This window comes from Nocardia sp. X0981, from assembly GCF_977089955.1.
In genome coordinates this window covers 350884-369537 of the sequence record NZ_OZ372435.1, presented here as the reverse complement: position 1 = coordinate 369537, position 18654 = coordinate 350884, and the positions used below count along the sequence as shown (strand labels likewise).

Annotated in this window: 19 protein-coding genes; 12 read left to right on the top strand and 7 right to left on the bottom strand. The window is 69.0% G+C overall.

Annotated elements, in window-relative coordinates; genetic code table 11:
• Positions 1-62 precede the first annotated feature (62 nt).
• The 5 genes from ACYR7D_RS01710 to ACYR7D_RS01690 all read left to right on the top strand — a co-directional run bounded on the left by ACYR7D_RS01710 (position 63) and on the right by ACYR7D_RS01690 (position 5206).
• Positions 63-1109, top strand: a complete 1047-nt coding sequence (locus ACYR7D_RS01710; RefSeq protein ID WP_459547880.1) for an NAD(P)H-dependent flavin oxidoreductase — start codon at positions 63-65, stop codon at positions 1107-1109.
• Between the two features lie 76 nt (positions 1110-1185).
• Positions 1186-1326: a hypothetical protein gene (locus ACYR7D_RS01705; protein WP_459547879.1), complete on the top strand. Its 141-nt coding sequence runs from the start codon at positions 1186-1188 to the stop codon at positions 1324-1326.
• An 80-nt stretch (positions 1327-1406) separates the two neighbouring features.
• Positions 1407-2804 carry a sigma 54-interacting transcriptional regulator gene (locus ACYR7D_RS01700; RefSeq protein WP_459547878.1) on the top strand — a complete coding sequence of 466 codons (1398 nt, stop codon included), beginning with the start codon at positions 1407-1409 and terminating at the stop codon, positions 2802-2804.
• Between the two features lie 29 nt (positions 2805-2833).
• On the top strand, positions 2834-4786 hold the full coding sequence (locus ACYR7D_RS01695; RefSeq protein WP_459547877.1) for a vWA domain-containing protein: 1953 nt from the start codon (positions 2834-2836) through the stop codon (positions 4784-4786).
• 12 nt (positions 4787-4798) lie between these two features.
• The gene (locus ACYR7D_RS01690; RefSeq protein ID WP_459549964.1) at positions 4799-5206 is read left to right on the top strand and encodes a TIGR03668 family PPOX class F420-dependent oxidoreductase; all 408 of its coding nucleotides are present in this window, start codon (positions 4799-4801) and stop codon (positions 5204-5206) included.
• Between the two features lie 57 nt (positions 5207-5263).
• Here the strand turns inward: ACYR7D_RS01690 and ACYR7D_RS01685 are convergent, their stop codons facing one another.
• Both ACYR7D_RS01685 and ACYR7D_RS01680 read right to left on the bottom strand, forming a co-directional pair.
• A complete protein-coding gene (locus tag ACYR7D_RS01685) occupies positions 5264-5854 on the bottom strand; it encodes a TerD family protein (protein WP_459547876.1) in 591 nt (196 codons plus the stop codon).
• 43 nt (positions 5855-5897) lie between these two features.
• Entirely contained in the window at positions 5898-6410 is a 513-nt protein-coding gene (locus tag ACYR7D_RS01680; protein WP_459547875.1) for a MarR family winged helix-turn-helix transcriptional regulator, read from the bottom strand.
• A 73-nt stretch (positions 6411-6483) separates the two neighbouring features.
• Between ACYR7D_RS01680 and ACYR7D_RS01675 the strand changes: the two genes are divergently transcribed.
• The 5 genes from ACYR7D_RS01675 to ACYR7D_RS01655 all read left to right on the top strand — a co-directional run bounded on the left by ACYR7D_RS01675 (position 6484) and on the right by ACYR7D_RS01655 (position 11385).
• Positions 6484-7929 carry an MFS transporter gene (locus ACYR7D_RS01675; protein ID WP_459547874.1) on the top strand — a complete coding sequence of 482 codons (1446 nt, stop codon included), beginning with the start codon at positions 6484-6486 and terminating at the stop codon, positions 7927-7929.
• Positions 7930-7963: 34 nt separating this feature from the next.
• A complete protein-coding gene (locus ACYR7D_RS01670; protein WP_459547873.1) occupies positions 7964-8791 on the top strand; it encodes an SDR family NAD(P)-dependent oxidoreductase in 828 nt (275 codons plus the stop codon).
• Between the two features lie 79 nt (positions 8792-8870).
• The gene (locus ACYR7D_RS01665; RefSeq protein ID WP_459547872.1) at positions 8871-10028 is read left to right on the top strand and encodes a hypothetical protein; all 1158 of its coding nucleotides are present in this window, start codon (positions 8871-8873) and stop codon (positions 10026-10028) included.
• A gap of 143 nt (positions 10029-10171) precedes the next feature.
• Entirely contained in the window at positions 10172-10414 is a 243-nt protein-coding gene (locus ACYR7D_RS01660; protein WP_459547871.1) for a CHAP domain-containing protein, read from the top strand.
• 254 nt (positions 10415-10668) lie between these two features.
• Positions 10669-11385, top strand: coding sequence for a DUF1906 domain-containing protein (locus tag ACYR7D_RS01655; protein ID WP_459547870.1), 717 nt, complete (start codon positions 10669-10671; stop codon positions 11383-11385).
• An 18-nt stretch (positions 11386-11403) separates the two neighbouring features.
• Here the strand turns inward: ACYR7D_RS01655 and ACYR7D_RS01650 are convergent, their stop codons facing one another.
• From ACYR7D_RS01650 to typA, 4 genes are all read right to left on the bottom strand, one after another.
• Positions 11404-11838, bottom strand: a complete 435-nt coding sequence (locus ACYR7D_RS01650; RefSeq protein WP_459547869.1) for a hypothetical protein — start codon at positions 11836-11838, stop codon at positions 11404-11406.
• A gap of 115 nt (positions 11839-11953) precedes the next feature.
• On the bottom strand, positions 11954-12847 hold the full coding sequence (gene mshB, locus ACYR7D_RS01645) for an N-acetyl-1-D-myo-inositol-2-amino-2-deoxy-alpha-D-glucopyranoside deacetylase (protein ID WP_459547868.1): 894 nt from the start codon (positions 12845-12847) through the stop codon (positions 11954-11956).
• Positions 12844-14622, bottom strand: coding sequence for an ABC transporter family substrate-binding protein (locus ACYR7D_RS01640; RefSeq protein ID WP_459547867.1), 1779 nt, complete (start codon positions 14620-14622; stop codon positions 12844-12846). Before ACYR7D_RS01640 ends, mshB begins: the two co-directional genes overlap by 4 nt.
• 49 nt (positions 14623-14671) lie before the next feature.
• On the bottom strand, positions 14672-16570 hold the full coding sequence (gene typA / locus ACYR7D_RS01635; RefSeq protein ID WP_459547866.1) for a translational GTPase TypA: 1899 nt from the start codon (positions 16568-16570) through the stop codon (positions 14672-14674).
• Positions 16571-16717: 147 nt separating this feature from the next.
• Between typA and ACYR7D_RS01630 the strand changes: the two genes are divergently transcribed.
• Together ACYR7D_RS01630 and ACYR7D_RS01625 are read left to right on the top strand one after the other, a co-directional pair.
• On the top strand, positions 16718-16894 hold the full coding sequence (locus ACYR7D_RS01630) for a hypothetical protein (protein ID WP_449995728.1): 177 nt from the start codon (positions 16718-16720) through the stop codon (positions 16892-16894).
• A 61-nt stretch (positions 16895-16955) separates the two neighbouring features.
• The gene (locus ACYR7D_RS01625) at positions 16956-17243 is read left to right on the top strand and encodes a 4a-hydroxytetrahydrobiopterin dehydratase (RefSeq protein WP_459547865.1); all 288 of its coding nucleotides are present in this window, start codon (positions 16956-16958) and stop codon (positions 17241-17243) included.
• Here the strand turns inward: ACYR7D_RS01625 and ACYR7D_RS01620 are convergent.
• On the bottom strand, positions 17191-18453 hold the full coding sequence (locus tag ACYR7D_RS01620; RefSeq protein ID WP_459547864.1) for a mannosyltransferase: 1263 nt from the start codon (positions 18451-18453) through the stop codon (positions 17191-17193). The genes ACYR7D_RS01625 and ACYR7D_RS01620 overlap by 53 nt on opposite strands.
• Between the last annotated feature and the right edge of the window lie 201 nt (positions 18454-18654).

Here is an 18654-nt window from a genome sequence, read left to right as displayed (position 1 = left end):
CGACCGCCGGCCGCGGCCGGTGGGTAGGGTCGAATCCGGTTCCGGACCGAGGAAGGTGGAGCATGTTCGATCCCGCAGATCTCGCCGTTCCGATCATTGCCGCGCCGATGGCGGGTGGTCCGTCCACCCCGGATCTGGTGGTGAGTGTCGCGCAAGCCGGTGGGCTGGGGTTTCTCGCCGCAGGGTACAAAACCCCCGAGGCGACGGCGGAGCAGGTCCGGGAGGTGCGGTCCCGGACCGACGCGCCGTTCGGGGTGAACCTGTTCGTTCCCCAGGAGCCGGCGTACGACGCGGCCGCGGTGCGGGAGTACCGGGAACTGCTGCGGGAGACCGCCCGGCGATACGGTATCGAGCTACCCGTGATCCGGGAACGCGACGACGACTGGTTCGACACCAAAGTGGATCTTCTGGTCGAGCAGCGGGTGCCGGTGGTCTCGCTGACCTTCGGCCTGCCGCCGGGCCCGGCTCTCCGCCGGCTGAGCGACGCGGGATGCACGGTGATGGCGACCGTGACCACGCCGGACGAGGCCCGGGACGCGGTGGCGGCCGGGGTGGGCGCGCTGTGTGTCCAGGGGCCCGAAGGGGGCGGTCACCGGGCGACGTTCCGGGTGGAGGACGAGCCGGCGGCGGTACCGCTGCTAGACCTGCTCGACGAGATCACCGCCTGGTGCCCGGTGCCGGTGGTGGCGGCGGGTGGGATAGGCGACGGCGCCCGGATCGCCGCGGCGCTCGCCCACGGGGCCGTCGCCGTACAACTCGGTACCGCGTTCCTGCGCAGCCCGGAGTCCGGGGCGAAGGCGGCGCACAAGGACGCCCTGGGCGATCCGCGCTACACCCGCACCGTCGTGACCCGGGCTTTCTCGGGCCGCCCCGCGCGCGGGCTGGCCAACGACTTCATCGCCGCCTACGACACGGCGGCGCCGGCCGCGTATCCGCAACTGCACCATCTCACCAGCCCGGTGCGTGCGGCGGCGGCCGCGGCGGCCGCGCCCGAGGATATGGCGTTGTGGGCCGGTACCGAGTTCCGGTCGGCGGCCGCGGACCCGGCCGCGACCATTCTTCGGCGGCTCTGGGCGGAGGCACGCGCGCACGGAGCGACCCGGAAATAAGGGCGCTGTGGCGCCGGGCGCTACGAGAGAACGCCGTGCCCGGTAGTCGCCGGCACCGGCGTAAGGCGGTCGCTCGGTGGATCGGCCGGGGCCGCGGGTGCGGGGGCCGATACTGTCGTTGTTGCTGGTCGTCTCGGGGCGGGACAGCGCCGTGGACGAATTGAGCGGGGAAGGACTGGGGATCGTCCGGGAGCGGCTGCGGGCGGGCGCCTCCTGAGCCGTATGGGCGGGGCGGGCGTGGTCCGGTGCGGCGGTCGACTGTCGACCTCTGGGCGAAATCGTCGTAGCGTCGATGAGGTGACTGTGCCAACAGACCTGCCCGCGACAGCGGGCGCGTTGCGGGCGGCCGGATACGCGCCGCGAAGTGTGAAGGCCGAGATCCGGGAGAATCTGCTGGCCGCGCTGGCGTCGGGCGAGGACCCGTGGCCGGGGATCGTCGGATTCGAGCGCACTGTGCTACCGCAATTGGAGCGCGCGCTGCTGGCCGGCCACGATGTGGTGCTCCTGGGTGAGCGGGGGCAGGGCAAGACCCGGCTGCTGCGGACGGTGATCGGCCTGCTCGACGAATGGACCCCCGTGATCGAGGGGCTCGAACTCGGCGAACATCCGCTCGAGCCGATCAGCCCGCAGGGGCACCGGCTCGCGGCCGAACTCGGCGACGATCTGCCCGTGGCCTGGCGGCACCGCTCGCAGCGGTACGCCGAGAAGCTCGCCACCCCCGATACCTCCGTCGGGGATCTGATCGGTGATGTCGACCCGGTGAAAGTCGCCGAGGGCCGTAGTCTCGGCGATCCGGAAACCATTCATTTCGGCTTGGTCCCGCGTGCGCACCGCGGCATCGTCGCCGTCAACGAGCTGCCCGACCTGGCCGAACGTATCCAGGTGGCATTACTGAACGTGATGGAGGAGCGGGATATCCAGGTGCGCGGCTATACGCTGCGACTACCGCTGGACGTGCTGTTGCTGGCCACGGCCAACCCCGAGGACTACACCAACCGCGGCCGGATCATCACCCCGTTGAAAGACCGATTCGGTGCGGAGATCCGTACCCACTACCCCCTCACGGTGCCGGCGGAGATGGCGCTGGTCCGGCAGGAGGCCGCGCTGGTCGCGGAAGTGGGGGATCCGCTGATCGAGGTGCTGGCGCGGTTCGTGCGGCGGCTGCGGGAATCCCCGGCCATCGATCAACGCTCCGGTGTCTCGGCGCGGTTCGCGGTGGCGGCGGCCGAAACCGTGGCCGCGGCGGCTCTGCGCCGGGCCGCGCTCACCGGCGAGAATCCCGCGGTCGCCCGGCCGGTCGACTTGGAATCTGTGCCGGCGGTGCTGCGGGGCAAGCTGGAGTTCGAATCCGGGGAGGAGGGGCGCGAAGAGGAACATCTCACCCATATGCTGCGGCGCGCGTTCGCCGATACCGCGCGGGAGCGGCTGGGCGGGCTGAACCTGCGTCCACTGGCCGAGGCCGTGGACGAGGGACATCTGGTGACCACGGGCGAGCAGGTTCCCGGTGCGCAGGTGCTCGCCGCGCTCCCCGAGCTGCCGATACTGCACGAGGTGGCGCTCCGGCTGGGGGCCGATGCCGGGGATCCGCCGCAGCGGATCGCCGCGGCGGTGGAATTCGCGCTGGAATCCCTGTATCTGGCCCGGCAGGTGGCCAAGGACTCCGGCGACGAGGGCACGGCGGTGTACGGCGGCTGATCGCGGTACCGGATTTCGAAGAGGGCGTTATGACAGCGGCGGACCGATACTCCTATGGGCCCTACCACGACGGGCCCGACCCGCTGGCGCCCCCGCTCGATCTGCGGGAGGCACTGGGCGAGATCGGGCGCGAGGTGATGGAGGGTTCCTCCCCCCGTGCCGCGCTCGAGGAATTGCTGCGGCGGGGCACGACCGGCCTGCCCGGCCTCGAGGAATTGACTCGCCGGTTGTGGCAGCGGCGGGCCGAGATCTCCCGCAATCATCGGCTGGACGGGACATTGCAGCAGGTCCGCGAACTGCTGGACCAGGCGCTGACGGCCGAGCGTCGGGCCCTTTTCCCGGATCCGTCGGATGATGCGCGCTTCGCGGAAATGCGGCTGGACGCCCTGCCTTCCGGTACGGCGGGGGCGGTGCGGGAACTGAGCGAATACCGGTGGCGATCCGAGACCGGGCAGGAGAACTACGGCAAGATCCGCGAGCTGCTCGGCCGGGAACTCCTGGAATCCCGTTTCCAGGGAATGAAACAGGCCCTGCGGAGTACGACCCCGCAGGATGTGGAACGGGTCCGGCGAATGATGGCCGACCTCAACGAACTGCTCGCCGCGCACGCCCGTGGCGCGGACACCGGCGAGCGGTTCGCCGAATTCATGGCCCGGCACGGTGAGTTCTTCCCGGAGAATCCGCGCGATACCGAGGAATTGATCGATGCGCTCGCCGCCCGTGCCGCCGCGGCGCAGCGGATGATGAACTCGATGTCGGAGCAGCAGCGGGCCGAGCTGAACGACCTCATCGAGCAGGCATTCGGTGATCCGGGTATCGCGGCGCAGATCGCGGCGCTCGACGCGAATCTGCGCGCGCTGCGGCCGGGGCAGGACTGGGAATCGGGGCGGCGCTTCCGCGGGGAGGACCCGCTGGGTATGGGGGCCGCTGTCGAGGCGATGCAGGATCTCGGCGAACTCGACGAACTGGCCGCGCAGCTCGCCCAGTCCTATCCCGGTGCGCGGCTGGAGGATATCGATGTGGAGATGCTGGAACGGCAGCTCGGTGCCGAGGCCCGGGTGGACGCCACCCGGCTGGCCGAATTGGAACGTGAGCTGCGCCGGCAGGGGTTGTTCGAACGGGCCCCCGACGGTTCGCTGCGGCTGACGCCGAAAGCGCTGCGCCGGCTCGGTGAGGTGGCGTTGCGCGATATCGTCGGGAAACTGCGGTCGCGGAAGGGACAGCGGGAGACCGCGCGGGCCGGGGCGGCGGGGGAACCCACCGGTGCGAGCCGTCCCTGGCGGTTCGGCGACACCGAACCGTGGGACGTTTCGCGTACCGTGCGCAACGCGGTGCTGCGCTCGGCCTCCGCGGGAAGCCGCACGGTGACATTGGATGTCAGCGATGTCGAAATCGCCGAAACCGAACAGCGGTCGCGGGCGGCCGTGGCCCTGTGCGTGGATACATCGTGGTCCATGGTGCAGGACGGACGCTGGGTGCCGATGAAACGCACGGCACTGGCCCTGCAGCACCTGATCAGCACCCGGTTCCGCAGCGATGCGCTGGAACTGATCACCTTCGGCCGCCACGCGGGGACGGTGGACATCGGCGAACTGACTGCCCTCGAGCCGGTGTGGGAGCAGGGCACGAACCTCCATCACGCACTGCTACTGGCCGACCGGCATCTGCGCCGTCACCCGGATGCGGTGCCGGTGGTGCTGGTGGTCACCGACGGTGAGCCGACCGCTCATCTGGAAGCGGACGGCTCGGCCTTCTTCACCTGGCCCCCGGACCGCCGCACTCTGGCCATGACCATGCTGCAGGTGGATTCCCTGGCGAAACTGGGCGCTTCGATCTCGGTGTTCATGCTGGGCGAAGAGCCGCGGCTGGCGGCCTTCGTAGATTCGGTGGCGCGGCGCAGCGGCGGCCGGGTGGTGGCACCCGATCTCGACGGCCTGGGCACGGCGGTGGTCGGTGATTATCTGCGCGGCCGGCGGCGCTGAGCCCCTGTGCGACTGAACGCTCAGCAGGCGCGGGCGCGGTTCGCCGCGGCCCGGGTGGCCCGGCTGGCCACGGTGACCGCCGCGGGCCGCCCCCATATCGTGCCGATCGTTTTCGCGGTCGCCGGGGACACCGTCTACACGGCGGTGGACGCCAAACCGAAATCGACCATCGCCCTGCGTCGGCTGGCCAATATCGAGGCGCACCCGGAGGTGGCCGTACTGGCCGATTTCTACGACGAGGACTGGTCCCGTCTGTGGTGGGTCCGCGCGGATGGTACCGCGCGGATCGCGGGCGGGGACGAACAGCGCCGGGGTCTCGAGTTGCTGACCTCGCGTTACCCCGTGTACGTGACCCAGCCGCCGCCGGGGCCGGTGCTCACCATCGAGATCATCCGCTGGTCGGGCTGGGCCGCCACCTGACCCCGGCACCGGACCGACCGCGGCGCGGCGGTTTCGGCGCGTCCGTGCGGGACGAGCTCAGGACCCGCCGCCCATGGCGAAACGCAACAGCGCCTGCTTGTCACCCTGTTTGATCTTGCCTTTGCGGTTGAGCACCTCGAGCTGCCACGTATCGCCGTTGCGGAACGCCCGGGCCACCGCGTTGGCGTTGTCGTTGCCCAGCAGGGAGGGCCAGATATCGGCCACCTGCTGGCTACTGCCGCCGGTCGCGTCGTAGACCTTGAACGAGATGTTGTTGGCTTTGTCGAAGGAACTGCCCTTCTTGAATGCCGCGGCGACGAAGATGACGGCGTCGATACCGCCCGGTACATCGGCGAAGGTGACGTGCACGGTTTCGTCGTCGCCGGCGGCGGCGCCGGTCTGCTCGTCACCGGAGTGCAGAACCGAACCGTTGCCCAGCGGGTCCAGGGAATCCAGCCCGGCGAACCGCACCGGCTCGCTGCCCTGCATCAGAACGGCGATCAGATCCAGGTCCACTCCCCGTTTGCGGCGGGCCCAGCCGAGCGCACCGCCGCTGGCCCCCGCGGACGGATCCCAGCTGACACCGACGCTCAGCTTGGTGATCCCCGCGAGATCCGCTGCGCCGTCTTCCTTCTTGAGCGTGATCATGGTTTCACGGTACCGGCTGCGGTCCGGACGCCGGGGTTCCCGCTCACCGGCCCCCGGACCCCACGGTCCGGTGTGGACGCGGCCAGGGGTGCCGGGCGAGCCCTTCGACACCTTCGTTGAACCGTTCCATCAGCCGGACGAGTTGTTCCACATCGTCATCGGGCCAGTCGGTCAGCACCGCGCCCACGCCGCGCCGCTGCAGCGCCAGATCGTCTTCGAAGAGTCGCAGGCCCTTCTCGCTCGGGCGGACTTTGCGGGCTATGCCACCGTCCGGGTCGGGGACTCGTTCCACCAGGTCCTGTTCGAGCATGGCCGCGACCTGCCGGTTGACGGTGGAGACGTCCAAACCGAACGCTTCGGCGAGTTCGCGCAGCGACAGCGGTCCGCCCAGCTGCAGGCGAGTCAGGATCAGATAGGCGGATCTGTCCAGCCGGAACGGCGAATTCCGGCGGGCGGCCGGGTATTGCCGGGACAGCAGGGTCAGTTCCAGGACCAGCCGCGCCAGAACCGTGGGATCGCGGCGATCGGTCGCGGGCAGAGCAGCCGAATCGGACATTCGCACACTATGTCGTCTGATTCGCCCGATTACAAATTGTGCACGATACACAAGCTGTGTAACGTGCATATTCGTGACTGCCGTGGCCGACGACCCTTCCAGATCCGGGGAACGGGATCGCCCCCACGTCTCGCCCACTCTGCTGATCGCCACGCTGAGCACGATCGGCATCGTCGTCTCCCTCATGCAGACACTGGTGGTGCCGCTCATACCCAGCCTGCCGGCCCTGCTGGACACCACCGCCACCGGCGCCTCCTGGGTGATCACCGTGACCCTGCTCGCCTCCGCGGTGTGCACACCGATCAGTGGCCGGCTCGGCGATATGTTCGGCAAACGCCGGATCCTGCTGTTCGATCTGATCGCCATGGTGGCCGGTTCGGTGCTGTGCGCGCTGTCCTCGTCGCTGATCCCCTCGGTCGCCGGGCGCGCGCTCCAGGGCGTGGCCATCGGCGCCATCCCGCTGGGCATCAGTATCCTGCGCGACGAACTTCCGCCGGAACGAGTCGGCGCGGCCATGGCCGTGATGAGTTCCACTCTCGGTGTGGGCGGCGCGATCGGGCTGCCGCTGGCCGCCCTCATCGCCGAACACGCCGACTGGCACGTGCTGTTCTGGGCCGCGGCCGCCATGGGCGCGGCCGGTGCGTTGCTCATCCACCGGTTCGTCCCGGAATCGCCGCTACGCTCACCGGCCCCCTTCGATTTCGGCGGTGCCGCCGGTCTGGCGACCGCGCTGCTCGCCCTGCTCATCGCGATCACCCAGGGCGCGAAATGGGGGTGGACCAGCGCCGGCATCCTCACCCTGTTCGCGGTGTCGATCCTGGTCTTCCTCGGCTGGGGCCGCTACGAACTCGGCCGGCGCCATCCGCTGGTCGATCTGCGGGTATCCGCCCGGCCCCGAGTGCTGTACACCAATATCGCCTCGATCGCGGTCGGTTTCTCCCTCTACGGCATGTCCCTGACCTTCCCCCAATTGCTGATGGCGCCGACGGAAACCGGTTACGGCTTCGGCTTGTCCATGGTCGCCGCCGGGCTGGCGCTGGCGCCCAGCGGTTGTGTGATGATGCTGCTCTCGCCCGTCTCGGCCCGGATCTCCGCGCGCTTCGGACCCAAACTGACCCTCGGAACCGGCGCGGCGGTGGTCGGTCTCGGCTATCTGTGCGCCTCCGCGATGATGAACAGCGTCTGGCAGATCATGCTCGCCTCGGTACTCGTCGCGGGCGGTGTCGGCCTGGCCTATGCCGCCATGCCCGCGTTGATCATGGGCGCGGTGCCGATCACCGAAACAGCCGCCGCCAACGGCCTGAACGCCCTCATGCGTTCGGTGGGCACCTCCACCTCGGCCGCGGTGGCCGGCGCGGTCCTGGCCAATATGACGATCACCCTCGGTGGGCAGCACCTGCCGTCTCGGGACGCCTTCCACACCGCCTTCCTCATCTCCGTCGTCGCCGCCGGGCTCGCCATCCTGCTCACCACCCTCATTCCCATGCGCACGGGCCCGGTAGGAGACCGGATACCTTGAACGCGCATGTCATCGGAGAAGCGGGAGATCAACCATGCAGGTCGCGGGGAAAGTTTTCGTCGTCACCGGAGCCGGTAACGGCATCGGGCGCTGTGTCGCCCGGGAGCTCGTCGGCCGTGGCGCGACCGTCGTCGGCGTCGATCGCGACGAGCACGCCCTGACGGGCACCGCCGAACTCGTCACCGACCCCGCGCGTTTCTCGGCCCGGGTACTCGATATCGCCGACCGGGAGGCGGTAGCGGCGTTTCCGGAGCTCGTACTCGCCGACCACGGCCAGGTGGACGGCCTGTTCAATATCGCGGGGATAGCGCAGGAATTCCGCACCGTGACCGAGCTGAGCGATACCGAAATCGAAACGGTGATGCGGGTCAATTTTTTCGGCCCGTTGTGGCTGACGCGCGCCTTCCTCCCCCACCTGCAGCGCCGTCCCCGGGCCGTTGTCATGAACACGTCGAGCCTGGCGGCGATCGTGCCGGTGCCCGGCTCCGCCCTCTACGGTGCCTCGAAAGCCGCGCTCGCGCTGGTCGGATACGGCCTGGCCCAGGATCTGCGGGGCCGCTCCGGAGTGACCGTCACGACCGTACTTCCGGGATCGGTGTGGACCGAGCTCGTGCGTAAGAGCGCGGTGGCCCTGGGCGCACCCGAAAAACTCGCCCGGGGCTTTTCCGCCAAACCGGAAAGGGTGGCGCGGCGAATGGTCGATGCCACCGTGAAAGGCGAAAGGCGTGTCGTGATCGGCAAGGACGCCCGGCTCTACGACATCGTCCGGCGGTTCAGCACGCGGGCCGGAGACCGGCTCTCTTATCTACAGGTCGGCCGCGTTTTCTACGCGCGGCAAGCGGACACTTCCGCGCGCCACTGATATCCGTGCCGGGGCGGTCGGTCGGTCGACGGCGTGCCCACTCCATCGCGTACCGTGATCACGGTCGGTGGAGGTGAAGGTGTCGGAACGGCTCATGGAACCGGTCGAACCAGGCGACCCGGAATGGATCGACTACGCCGAGTTCGGCAGGCGATTCGTCGCTCATGCGGTAACCGAGCGGCGGATCGAGAAAGCGGTTGCCGGGATCACCGGTCGAGGGTTGTCCATCGGGCCGTTCAACCTGGCGCCCGCCGGGCTCGCCGGTTTCCACGCCGAAGGCCGGATCGGCCACCCCCGGGTGGTGCGTCGTGGCACCCAGGTTATCTTCGACGTGCGCATACCTGTTTCGCTGGCCGCGAAGATACTGCTCGGTGGCAAACGGCTCCGGGTGGAAACCGTGGTATCCATCGACCTCGTCTTCCGTGCCCGGACCGCCGACCCGCTGCTCGTCGTGATCGATATTCCGCGCGTCCGGCGGTCGGATGTGAGTGTGTTGCTGCGACTGAGCGCCGCCGATTCGGTGGCCGAATGGCTGCTCGACCCGATCGCCGGACTGTTGCAACGCGAAGTCGCCCACCGGGTGAACGCTCTGCTGCGCGATCCGGGTGTTATGCGCAGTCGTATCTACGACGTCGAGGCCATCGTGGCCCGGGAACGTTCCCCGCACCGCACCCGCACGTATTTCGACTGGATCGACTACACGGAATTCGGCCGGCGTTTCTTTCCGCGGATCATCACCCGCGAACGGTTGGGGGAGTTCATCACTCCCCTGGGGGGCCGGCGGATCGAAATAGGCCCGCTGCGCACCGGTCCCCGCGCGGCGGCCACGGTCACCGTGCACGGTGAAGTCGGGCAACCCGAACTCGGTGATCGGGAGCCCGCGGAGGCCACCGGCGATCGCGCCCTGGTGCGTTTCGACCTGATGGTGCCGGTTTCGCTGGACATCACGGTCACCGTGCTCAAGGACAACCATTACCGGGCCGAGGTGGAGATCCCCCTGATCCTCACGGCGCGGGCCGCCGATCCGCTGCTGATCGTCGTCGAGGTGGATCCGCCGGCGCGCGAGGATGTCCGGCTCGAGTACGCGGCACAGGGTATGCGCGCCGCTGTGCTGGGCGCACTCGCCGGGATCAGGAAACAGATCGTGGCCCAGGTACTGCGCGTGGTGCGGGCCGAGTTGGCCGACCCGGCGACCCGCACACTGGACGTGGGCGCCCGCATGGACCGTTTGTTGTAGAGGGCGCGTTCGGCGGGGGCGGGACGAATCTTTCCCGCGGGTCACGGGAATCCGCGCGACACGGTCCGCGGTACCGGGCATGCTGGAAGCCGGCCGACGGGTAGGACGGCGATATCGGTCCGAGAGACGAAGGGGCGCGGGGAATGGGCGGGCGGAAACGGGTGGGCGCCGCGGGCGAGGAACCGGTGCGGAACCGGCCGGTCACCGGGGACGTGATCCTGTACGGCCCGGACAGCAGGTTCGGTCAGCACACCAATATCGTGCTGATCGCCGAGAACGGCACGCTCACCACCATCGGGGGCAACGAAGGCGACGAGGTGCGTATCGAGCGCTGGGATCCCGCCGCGGTCCCCGATATCGATATCGTCGGGTACGGGCGTCTCTGATCACGGCGGAATCCGGATTCGTCACCTCCCGGCCGTACCGCGATCACGGGTGTAGAGAGCGTGTTCAGGGATCGGACGTATTCTCCGGACGCGGGAACCGGTGTCGTGTGACGCGTGAGGCCCACGGTCCTGGTGGTTCGGATGTGAATGTGGTGGAATAACCGCACGTTCTAGGCTCCCGGCGCACACTGCTATGGGGAAGTGCGCCGGGCACGCCGTTTCCGTGTTACCGGGGTGTGCGAAGGAGTCCTGCGATGGTTTCCGCTCTGTCACGGCGTGCTCTACTCGGCTACACCGCCGCCGCCCTCGCCGCGGGCGCGGCCGGGGCGGCAGTCGGCGTTCCCCGGGCTACTGCCGCGCCTCTGGGTACCCTGCTCGATTACGCGGCGGGGGTGCCGTCGGCGGCGGCGATCCGGTCGGCCGGACATACCGGAGTGATCCGCTACGTCTCGGACCGCCGGCCCGGGGCGGAATGGATGGCCGGTAAACCGCTGCTGATCGCGGAGGCCGACGCCCTACGGGAAGCGGGACTGACCATCGTCTCCTGCTACCAGTTCGGAAAAGGCCCCACCGCGGACTGGCGCGGCGGTATGGAAGCCGGGAAGCGGCACGCCGAACGCGGACTGGCGTTGCACCGCGCTGCCGGCGGACCGGACGATCGGCCGATCTACGCCTCCATCGACGACAACCCCACACCCGTGGATTTCGCGACCATGATCCTGCCGTATCTGCGCGGCTGGCAGGCGGTGGTGGGCACGGAGAACACCGGCGTCTACGCGAACGCGCCCACGATCGAACTGGCGCGACTGGCCGGCGCCGCCGCCTGGTACTGGCAGCACGATTGGGGAACTCCGGCCGGTTTCGTCCACCCGGCCGCACATCTGCACCAGTTCGAGATCGACGACCGGACCGTCGACGGGATCGGCGTGGACGTGAACAATATCCTCGTCCCGGAATACGGGGCCTGGTGAGCCCGGCCCCGTCGCGGGTCACCGGCGCTGCGCGCTCCGGGGCCGGTTCGCCACCACGTACATATAGGTCAGTGGTGGCACCACACCGCAGATGAACAGCAGCAGGGTCGGCAGATCGCCACGCAGGGGAACATCCCCGCCGGGCCCGCGACCGGCGGCGATCAGGAAGGCCACCAGCCAGGCGGCCAGCGGCAGGAAGAGCGCCGACAGCCGGCCGGTCACCGTCGCGGCCGCCCACACCAGCGCCAGGTTCACCGGTGCCGCCAGCAGCGCGGCGATCGGGACCGGTACGGCACCTATATAGAGGGGCAGCGAGAGCACCTCGAAGATCAGGCTGATCACCGCGTCCACGACCAGCACCGCGATGAGCACCGGCCCGAGGACCGCGCGTACCGGCGGCGCGTACCGCCACCCGGATTCCGTGGCCGCCGGATCCTCCACAGCGGTGGTCATCCGCGCGGCCGGGGTGCCGAATGCGGATACGCCGTTACGGCGCCGTGGCCGATATCCCCCTCTGGTTCCCACTGCTGCATGGGGTCGAGTCTAAGCGGACAACCGGCGCGAACGGTTACACCAGCCCGGCGAAGAGATCGTTTTCCCGGCCATCGGTTCCCCGGGGGCCGATACGCCCTCGGGCCAGCACATAGTGCTCCTCGGGCAGGATCGGCTGGGCGATCATATTCGTCAACGCGAACTCCCGGCCCGACGGCGCGACCGCGAGCTGGGTGGCATGGGCTCGCAGGGCGGCGCGTTTGCGGCCGATCACCTCCGCCACGTCGATGGTCGTGGTCACCGACTCACCGGGCACACAGGCCAGCTCGTCCGCCGCGGGCAGGCGCCAGCCGCTCGGCAGCGCGCCGGGCAGGCCCTCCACGGTCCGCCGGGCCAGGGCGCCCAGATGGTCGCGCAGGCTATCGCCATCGGTCACGGTCCAGTAGAACTTCGGTGTATCCCAGCCCTGCCCGGCGGCGGCCGTCACGGCCTCGGTGGTGATCCGGTGCGCCCGGATGTGATCGGGATGGCCGTAGCCGCCGTTCGGGTCGTAGGTCACCACCACTCGGGGCCGTAACGCCAGGATCAGCTCGATCAGGGCGGCCACCGCGGCGTCGCCGGAGCGGACGAACGCGCGCGGATGATCGGCCGCGGGAGTTCCGGCCATACCGGAATCGCGCCAGCGCCCGGCCCCGCCCAGGAAGCACGGCGGTCCGGCGTCCAATTCGGTCAGCGCCCGGGTGAGCTCGGAGATCCGGTAGCCGCCGAGCTGATCGGCCCGGTCCGCGGCCAGCCCGGCCCACTGCTCGCCGATCACCTCGCCCTCCTCGCCGAGGGTGCAGGTCACCACGGTCACCGGGGTACCCAGCCGACGGTAGTGGGCGATGGTGCCGCCGGTGGTGATGGTCTCGTCGTCGGGATGTGCGTGCACCAGCAGCAGCCCGCCCGTCCGATCCGGTGCGGCGGTCACGGCACTCGCCGCCACATCGCCGCGTCACCGAAGATCCCCGCCTGGATGGCGCCGCTCAGCGAGGCACCGTCCACCGAAGGACCCGCCGCGGCGACCACATTGTCCTGCACGATCGGCAGGACGATGGACTGTCCCCACAGCCGCGGTTCGGCCTCGCCCAGCGTCCGCGGTACCTCCACCCCCTGCAGGGCGCCGTCGATCGACGGCTGGAATTGCGGATCACAGACACCGGACAGATTGCTCGGCGCCTGCCGCGCCGCCTCCACGGCCGCCGGGACCTCGGTTTGCCCGCCCTCCGCGGGAGTTCCGGCGGGAGCGGCGGGTGGGCAACCATAGCGGGAGGCCAGCGCGGTGGTGGGGTCCCCACCGGTCGCTTCCCAGCCCACCACGGCGTCGATCTTGTTCTCGACCAGTTCCCTGCCGTACAGCTCGTCGGCGGGCAGATTGCGTACCGAGGCGTCGATACCGGCGCTACGTAATTGGTCGGCTGCGGTGTTGGCCACGGCCAGCGCGGTATCGTCGCCGGTCACCGCACCGATCCGGAGCACCAGGGGCTCCCCGTTACGGTTCAGCGAACGCGGCCGCGGGGCGGGAGAGGTCGCCGAGACGGGAGGCGGTTCCGGGGCGCGGCCGAAACCCGCCTCGGCCAAGAGGTCGAACGCCTGCTGGGTGTCGAGCCGGGGCGGCGCGGTGGGCGTATAGCCGGGATCCGAGGGCGAGAGCACCTGGGCGCGCACCGGTTCCACCCAGTTCCCGGTCTGCGCGCCGACGGTGGCCAGCAGCGCGGGATCGAGCAGGGCCAGTACGGCGGTCCGCACCCGGTGATCGGCGAGAACGCCCTCGCGGCCGTTGAGGGTGAGCCGGAGCTGGCGTGACTGCGGCATGATCGCGGTACGCACCGACGGGATGGCGGCCAGCTGCGCCTGGGTCGCGACGCCGCCGTGCACCAGGGCCATCTGCGTATCACCCGTGCGCAGCGAATGCGCCAGCTGCGCGGGGGTTCCGCCGCGGCGCAGCAGGATCTGGTCGGGGCGGGCCGGGGTGCCCCAGAACCGGTCGTTGCGTTCCAGCAGGATCTCGTCCCGGCCCGGATCAGCGGATTCGATGGTGAAATTACCGCCCGATACCGGAATCTGCTCCACCAGGGTCCGCTGGAAACCACCCGGCGAATCCTTCATCAGATGCGACGGCAGCAGATTCGCGAACAGTTGCGGCCACGCGGGGTAGGGCTTGCTCAGGATCACGGTGACCGTTTTCCCCCCACCGGAGGATCGCACCTCGGAGATGAGCCGGTACCCCGCCGGATCGATCACCCCGGGCTGCGTGATCATCTGCTGCCAGAGGTACCAGAAGTCCTCCGCGGCGATCGGCGCGCCGTCGGACCAGTTGGCCTGGTCCTTGAGCTTGTAGGTGATGGTGAACGGCTCCTGCGCCGTCACCGCCGCCGAATCGATCAGCGCGGTGTCGGGCAGCCACAACGTTCCGCCCGGAACCGCCGGATCGGGGGTGGGCCGGAAGGGGCTCGGCAGCACCATGGCCGCCACCGCGGCGTTCGCCGGCGACTGATTCGACCGCAGATGGGGGTTGAATCCGATCCCGATATCGTCGATGGCCACCACGACGGTGTTCTTGGTGGGCTGCGCGGGTTCGGTCTTCGGGCTGTCCGTACTGGCGATGGGCGGCGGCGGATCAGCGGTGCATCCGGCCAGTACCGGAACGAGCACCGCCAGCAACACTCCCAGCCCGCGCCACACCGCGCGCCTCCCCGAAATCATCTCCGGCACTCTACCGAAACCCGAGCCGACTCGTCCGGCGGCGAAACGGCTACAGCGCCGCCCGGTCGCGTGCCTTACGGCGCGACAGCTCCCGGGCCCGCTCGTTGGCCGCCAACGTGACCTTGCGTACCCGCACCACCTCCGGCGTCACCTCGACACATTCGTCGGCGGCACAGAACTCCATGGCCATTTCCAGGTCCAGCTGCAGCGGTTTGGCGAGCGTCTCCATCACATCGGCGGTGGAGGAGCGCATATTGGTGAGCTTCTTCTCCTTGGTCACATTGATATCGAGATCCTCGGCGCGCGGATTGATCCCGACGACCATGCCCTCGTAGGTTTCCGCGCCCGGTTCGACGAAGAACTGTCCGCGATCGGCCAGCTGGATCATGGCGAACGGGGTGACGGTGCCGGAGCGATCGGAGACCAGCGATCCGGTGTGCCGGGCCCGGATCTCCCCGGCCCACGGCGCATAACCGTGCGAAACCGCGTTGGCGATACCGGTCCCGCGGGTCTCGGTGAGGAAATCGGTACGGAAACCGATCAGGCCGCGGGAGGGCACGATGAATTCCATCCGCACCCAGCCGGCGGCGTGGTTGGTCATCTGCACCATCTTGCCCTTGCGGGCGGCCAGCAGCTGGGTGATGGCCCCCAGGTACTCGTCCGGGCAGTCGATGGTGAGTTCTTCGTAGGGCTCGTGCACCTTGCCGTCGACCTGCCTGGTGACCACCTGCGGTTTACCGACGGTCAGCTCGAAGCCTTCGCGGCGCATGGTTTCCACCAGGATCGCCAGCGCCAGCTCGCCACGCCCCTGGACCTCCCAGGCGTCCGGGCGGCCGATATCGAGGACGCGCAGCGAGACGTTGCCCACCAGTTCCTGGTCGAGCCGCGACTTCACCATGCGGGCGGTGAGCTTGTGCCCCTGCACCCGGCCGACCAGCGGGGAGGTGTTGGTACCGATGACCACCGAGATGGCCGGTTCGTCCACGGTGATCCGGGGCAGTGCGACGGGGGCGTCCGGATCGGCGAGGGTATCGCCGATCATGATGTCGGGGATACCGGCGACGGCGACGATATCGCCCGCCACCGCGACCTCACCCGGCTGCCGTTCCACACCGACGGTCTGCAGGAGTTCGGTGATCTTGACGTTCTTCACTCCGTCGGCGTGCATCCACGCCACGTTCTGGCCTTTACGGAGTTCGCCGTTGTGGATCCGCACGAGCGCGAGGCGGCCCAGGAAGGCCGAGGCGTCGAGGTTGGTGACATGGGCCTGCAGCGGTGCCGCCGCATCCCCCTTGGGGGCCGGGATGTTCTCCAGCAGCACGTCGAACAGGGCATCCAGATTGTCCGCGTTCGGAACCTCGCCGTTGCTCGGCTGCTCCTTGGACGCCTTGCCCGCGCGACCCGAGGCGTAGAGCACGGGCAGATCGAGGGCGAGTTCGGCGGCTTCGGCGGCATCGTCGTCGAGGTCGGAGGCCAGGTCCAGCAGCAGATCGTGACTCTCCTCGACGACCTCGGCGATCCGGGCGTCGGGGCGGTCGGTCTTGTTGACCACCAGAATCACCGGCAGGCAGGCCGCCAGGGCCTTGCGCAGGACGAACCGGGTCTGCGGCAGGGGGCCCTCGGAGGCGTCGACCAGCAGTACCACGCCGTCCACCATGGACAGGCCCCGTTCCACCTCGCCGCCGAAATCGGCGTGGCCGGGGGTGTCGATGACGTTGATGACCGTGACACTGCCGTCCGGATGGTGCCGGTGCACGGCGGTGTTCTTGGCGAGAATGGTGATGCCCTTCTCGCGTTCCAGATCGCCGGAGTCCATCACCCGGTCGACCGGTTCCGCCCGTTCGGCGAAGGCGCCGGACTGCCGCAGCATGGCGTCGACGAGCGTCGTCTTGCCGTGGTCTACGTGGGCCACGATGGCGACGTTGCGAAAATCGCGTGCAGACGACACGCCGGTTCCTCCTGCTGTTCACTGTTGCTTGTCGGCCGGACCCTGCGACAGGGAGAGGGGACTCACCGGGCATCTGGGCCGGTTACACACTACCGGCAGGGCGACGGCCGTTCAGCGCCGCCTAAAGGTAAGGGTATGCTAACCCGCATGGGCAAGGTCAAGGCGAGTGAGGTATCGAGCCTCAAGCCGAAGAAGAAGTGCTGTCGAAAGAAGACGCGCTGCGTGAAATGCCCCGTGGTCATCATGCGGATGAAGCGCCTGGAAGCGGCGGGCGCCACCGGCAAAGAACTGAAGAAGGGCCTGAAGAAAGCGCGCGCCGCCTGAATCCGTTCGCCGCGCCGTACACATCGTTGAACAACGCGACCTCGCGGGGTACCACGGCGGTATGACACCAGCACTGCTCACCGAAGCCGAGATCACCGCGGCGCTCGATTCCCTGCCGGGCTGGCAGCGCTCCGGAGATGCGCTCACCCGCACTGTCCGGGCCGCGTCTTTTCCCGCCGGAATAGACCTCGTGCGCCGGGTGGCGGAGGCGGCCGAAGCCGCGAATCATCATCCCGATATCGATATCCGCTGGCGCAATGTCACCTTCACGCTGTCCACTCATGCCGTGGGTGGGCTCACCGAACTGGACGTGGCTCTGGCCCGGGAGATAGATCGGCTGGCGGCATAGCGGTCCGGGCGGTCACCCGGCCCGCCCAGAGGGTCCAGCCGTAGAGGGCCAGCACACCGATCGCGTCCACCGCGCCCAGCCACGACCACACACCCCAGCGGGAGATGGTCCAGATCGAATCCTGCAGGAACGACAGCACCCACGGTGCGCCGATCAGTGTGGTCAGCAGCCAGTAGCCGGCCAGGATCCGTGCGCCGGGAACCGCGCGGAACGGGCCGTAGAGCAGCCACAGCACCGTCGGCAACAACCAGCCCCAGTGATGCGACCAGGAGATGGGCGAGATCATCAGCCCGAACAGCTGCACGATCAGCGCGGTACCGAGCAGATCGTCCCGGCGCAGGGCCCGCCACGCGCCCCAGCCCAGTGCCGCGGTCACCAGTACGCCGGCGATCCACCACGGGCCGGTGCCCACATCACTGCCCAGCAGCCGGCTCAACGCGCCGCGTAGCGACTGGTTCCACACCGAACCCACCGGGCCGATCCGGTCGGCGTCGCCGAGCAGGGTGCCGAAGTAGCGCCGCGTCTCCTCCGGGTTGATCAGGAAACTGGCCGCCACGGTGAGACCGAAAACCACCGCGGACCAGACCGCCGCGCCCCAGCGCCGGCGGGCCAGGAAGTACACGCCGCTGATCGCGGGAGTCAGCTTGATCCCCGCCACGACGCCGACCAGTGTGCCCGAGAGCCACCATCGGGCACTCCGGATCGCAACCATGACCCCGAGCATCAGGAAGACGTTGACCTGCCCGTAGTCGATCGTGGTGCGCACCGGTTCGAACCACAGCCCTACCGCCGTCCATGCCACCACCGCGGTACGCCACCGCGGCTCGGCCAGCGCCTCCCGGCCGAGCAGCAGTTCGAACGCGATCCGCACCACCCAGTAGAGGGCGGCGGCGATGGCGAACAGCCACAGCACCGCGACCACGGTGAACGGCAGGTAGTGCAGAGGGAAGAACACCACCGCGGCGAACGGAGGATAGGTGAAGGGCAGCGGGAAGTCCGGTGTCTTCTCGGCGTAGGTGAAATCGTAGAGATGGTCGGTGAGCAGCGATGCCGAGCCGTCGACGTAGACGTGCAGGTCGACCAGATTCATCCCGTTCGTGGTGAACAGCATCCACAGCAGTCGTGCCAGTACGGTGATCCCGAGCGCTGCCAGGGCCAGACGAAAAGGTACGAACCCCCGGATATCGGTCCGGGCGCTGGGCTGAGTCAAGGCAGAAGCTTTCGAGTCGGTCCGGGCCGGCGGCCGGCCCCGGTGCGGTTGGGCGCGTCGGCAGGTGTTTCCGGCTCGGAATACATTAACCCCATTGTGTTCGGCTCTGTCGCGAGCCTTCGGGGTGGCGGTGGGAAGCGTCCCGGCAAATCATGCGCACCGCATCCGGTAACCATCGAGCAACCTATGCGTCACGAATTC

Coding starts and splice junctions, on each gene's coding strand:
- ACYR7D_RS01710 (WP_459547880.1), top strand. CDS start 63: ATGTTCGATCCCGCAGATCTCGCCGTTCCGATCATTGCCGCGCCGATG.
- ACYR7D_RS01695 (WP_459547877.1), top strand. CDS start 2,834: ATGACAGCGGCGGACCGATACTCCTATGGGCCCTACCACGACGGGCCC.
- ACYR7D_RS01685 (WP_459547876.1), bottom strand. CDS start 5,854: ATGATCACGCTCAAGAAGGAAGACGGCGCAGCGGATCTCGCGGGGATC.
- ACYR7D_RS01680 (WP_459547875.1), bottom strand. CDS start 6,410: ATGTCCGATTCGGCTGCTCTGCCCGCGACCGATCGCCGCGATCCCACG.
- ACYR7D_RS01670 (WP_459547873.1), top strand. CDS start 7,964: ATGCAGGTCGCGGGGAAAGTTTTCGTCGTCACCGGAGCCGGTAACGGC.
- ACYR7D_RS01660 (WP_459547871.1), top strand. CDS start 10,172: ATGGGCGGGCGGAAACGGGTGGGCGCCGCGGGCGAGGAACCGGTGCGG.
- ACYR7D_RS01655 (WP_459547870.1), top strand. CDS start 10,669: ATGGTTTCCGCTCTGTCACGGCGTGCTCTACTCGGCTACACCGCCGCC.
- ACYR7D_RS01650 (WP_459547869.1), bottom strand. CDS start 11,838: ATGACCACCGCTGTGGAGGATCCGGCGGCCACGGAATCCGGGTGGCGG.
- ACYR7D_RS01640 (WP_459547867.1), bottom strand. CDS start 14,622: ATGATTTCGGGGAGGCGCGCGGTGTGGCGCGGGCTGGGAGTGTTGCTG.
- ACYR7D_RS01630 (WP_449995728.1), top strand. CDS start 16,718: ATGGGCAAGGTCAAGGCGAGTGAGGTATCGAGCCTCAAGCCGAAGAAG.
- ACYR7D_RS01625 (WP_459547865.1), top strand. CDS start 16,956: ATGACACCAGCACTGCTCACCGAAGCCGAGATCACCGCGGCGCTCGAT.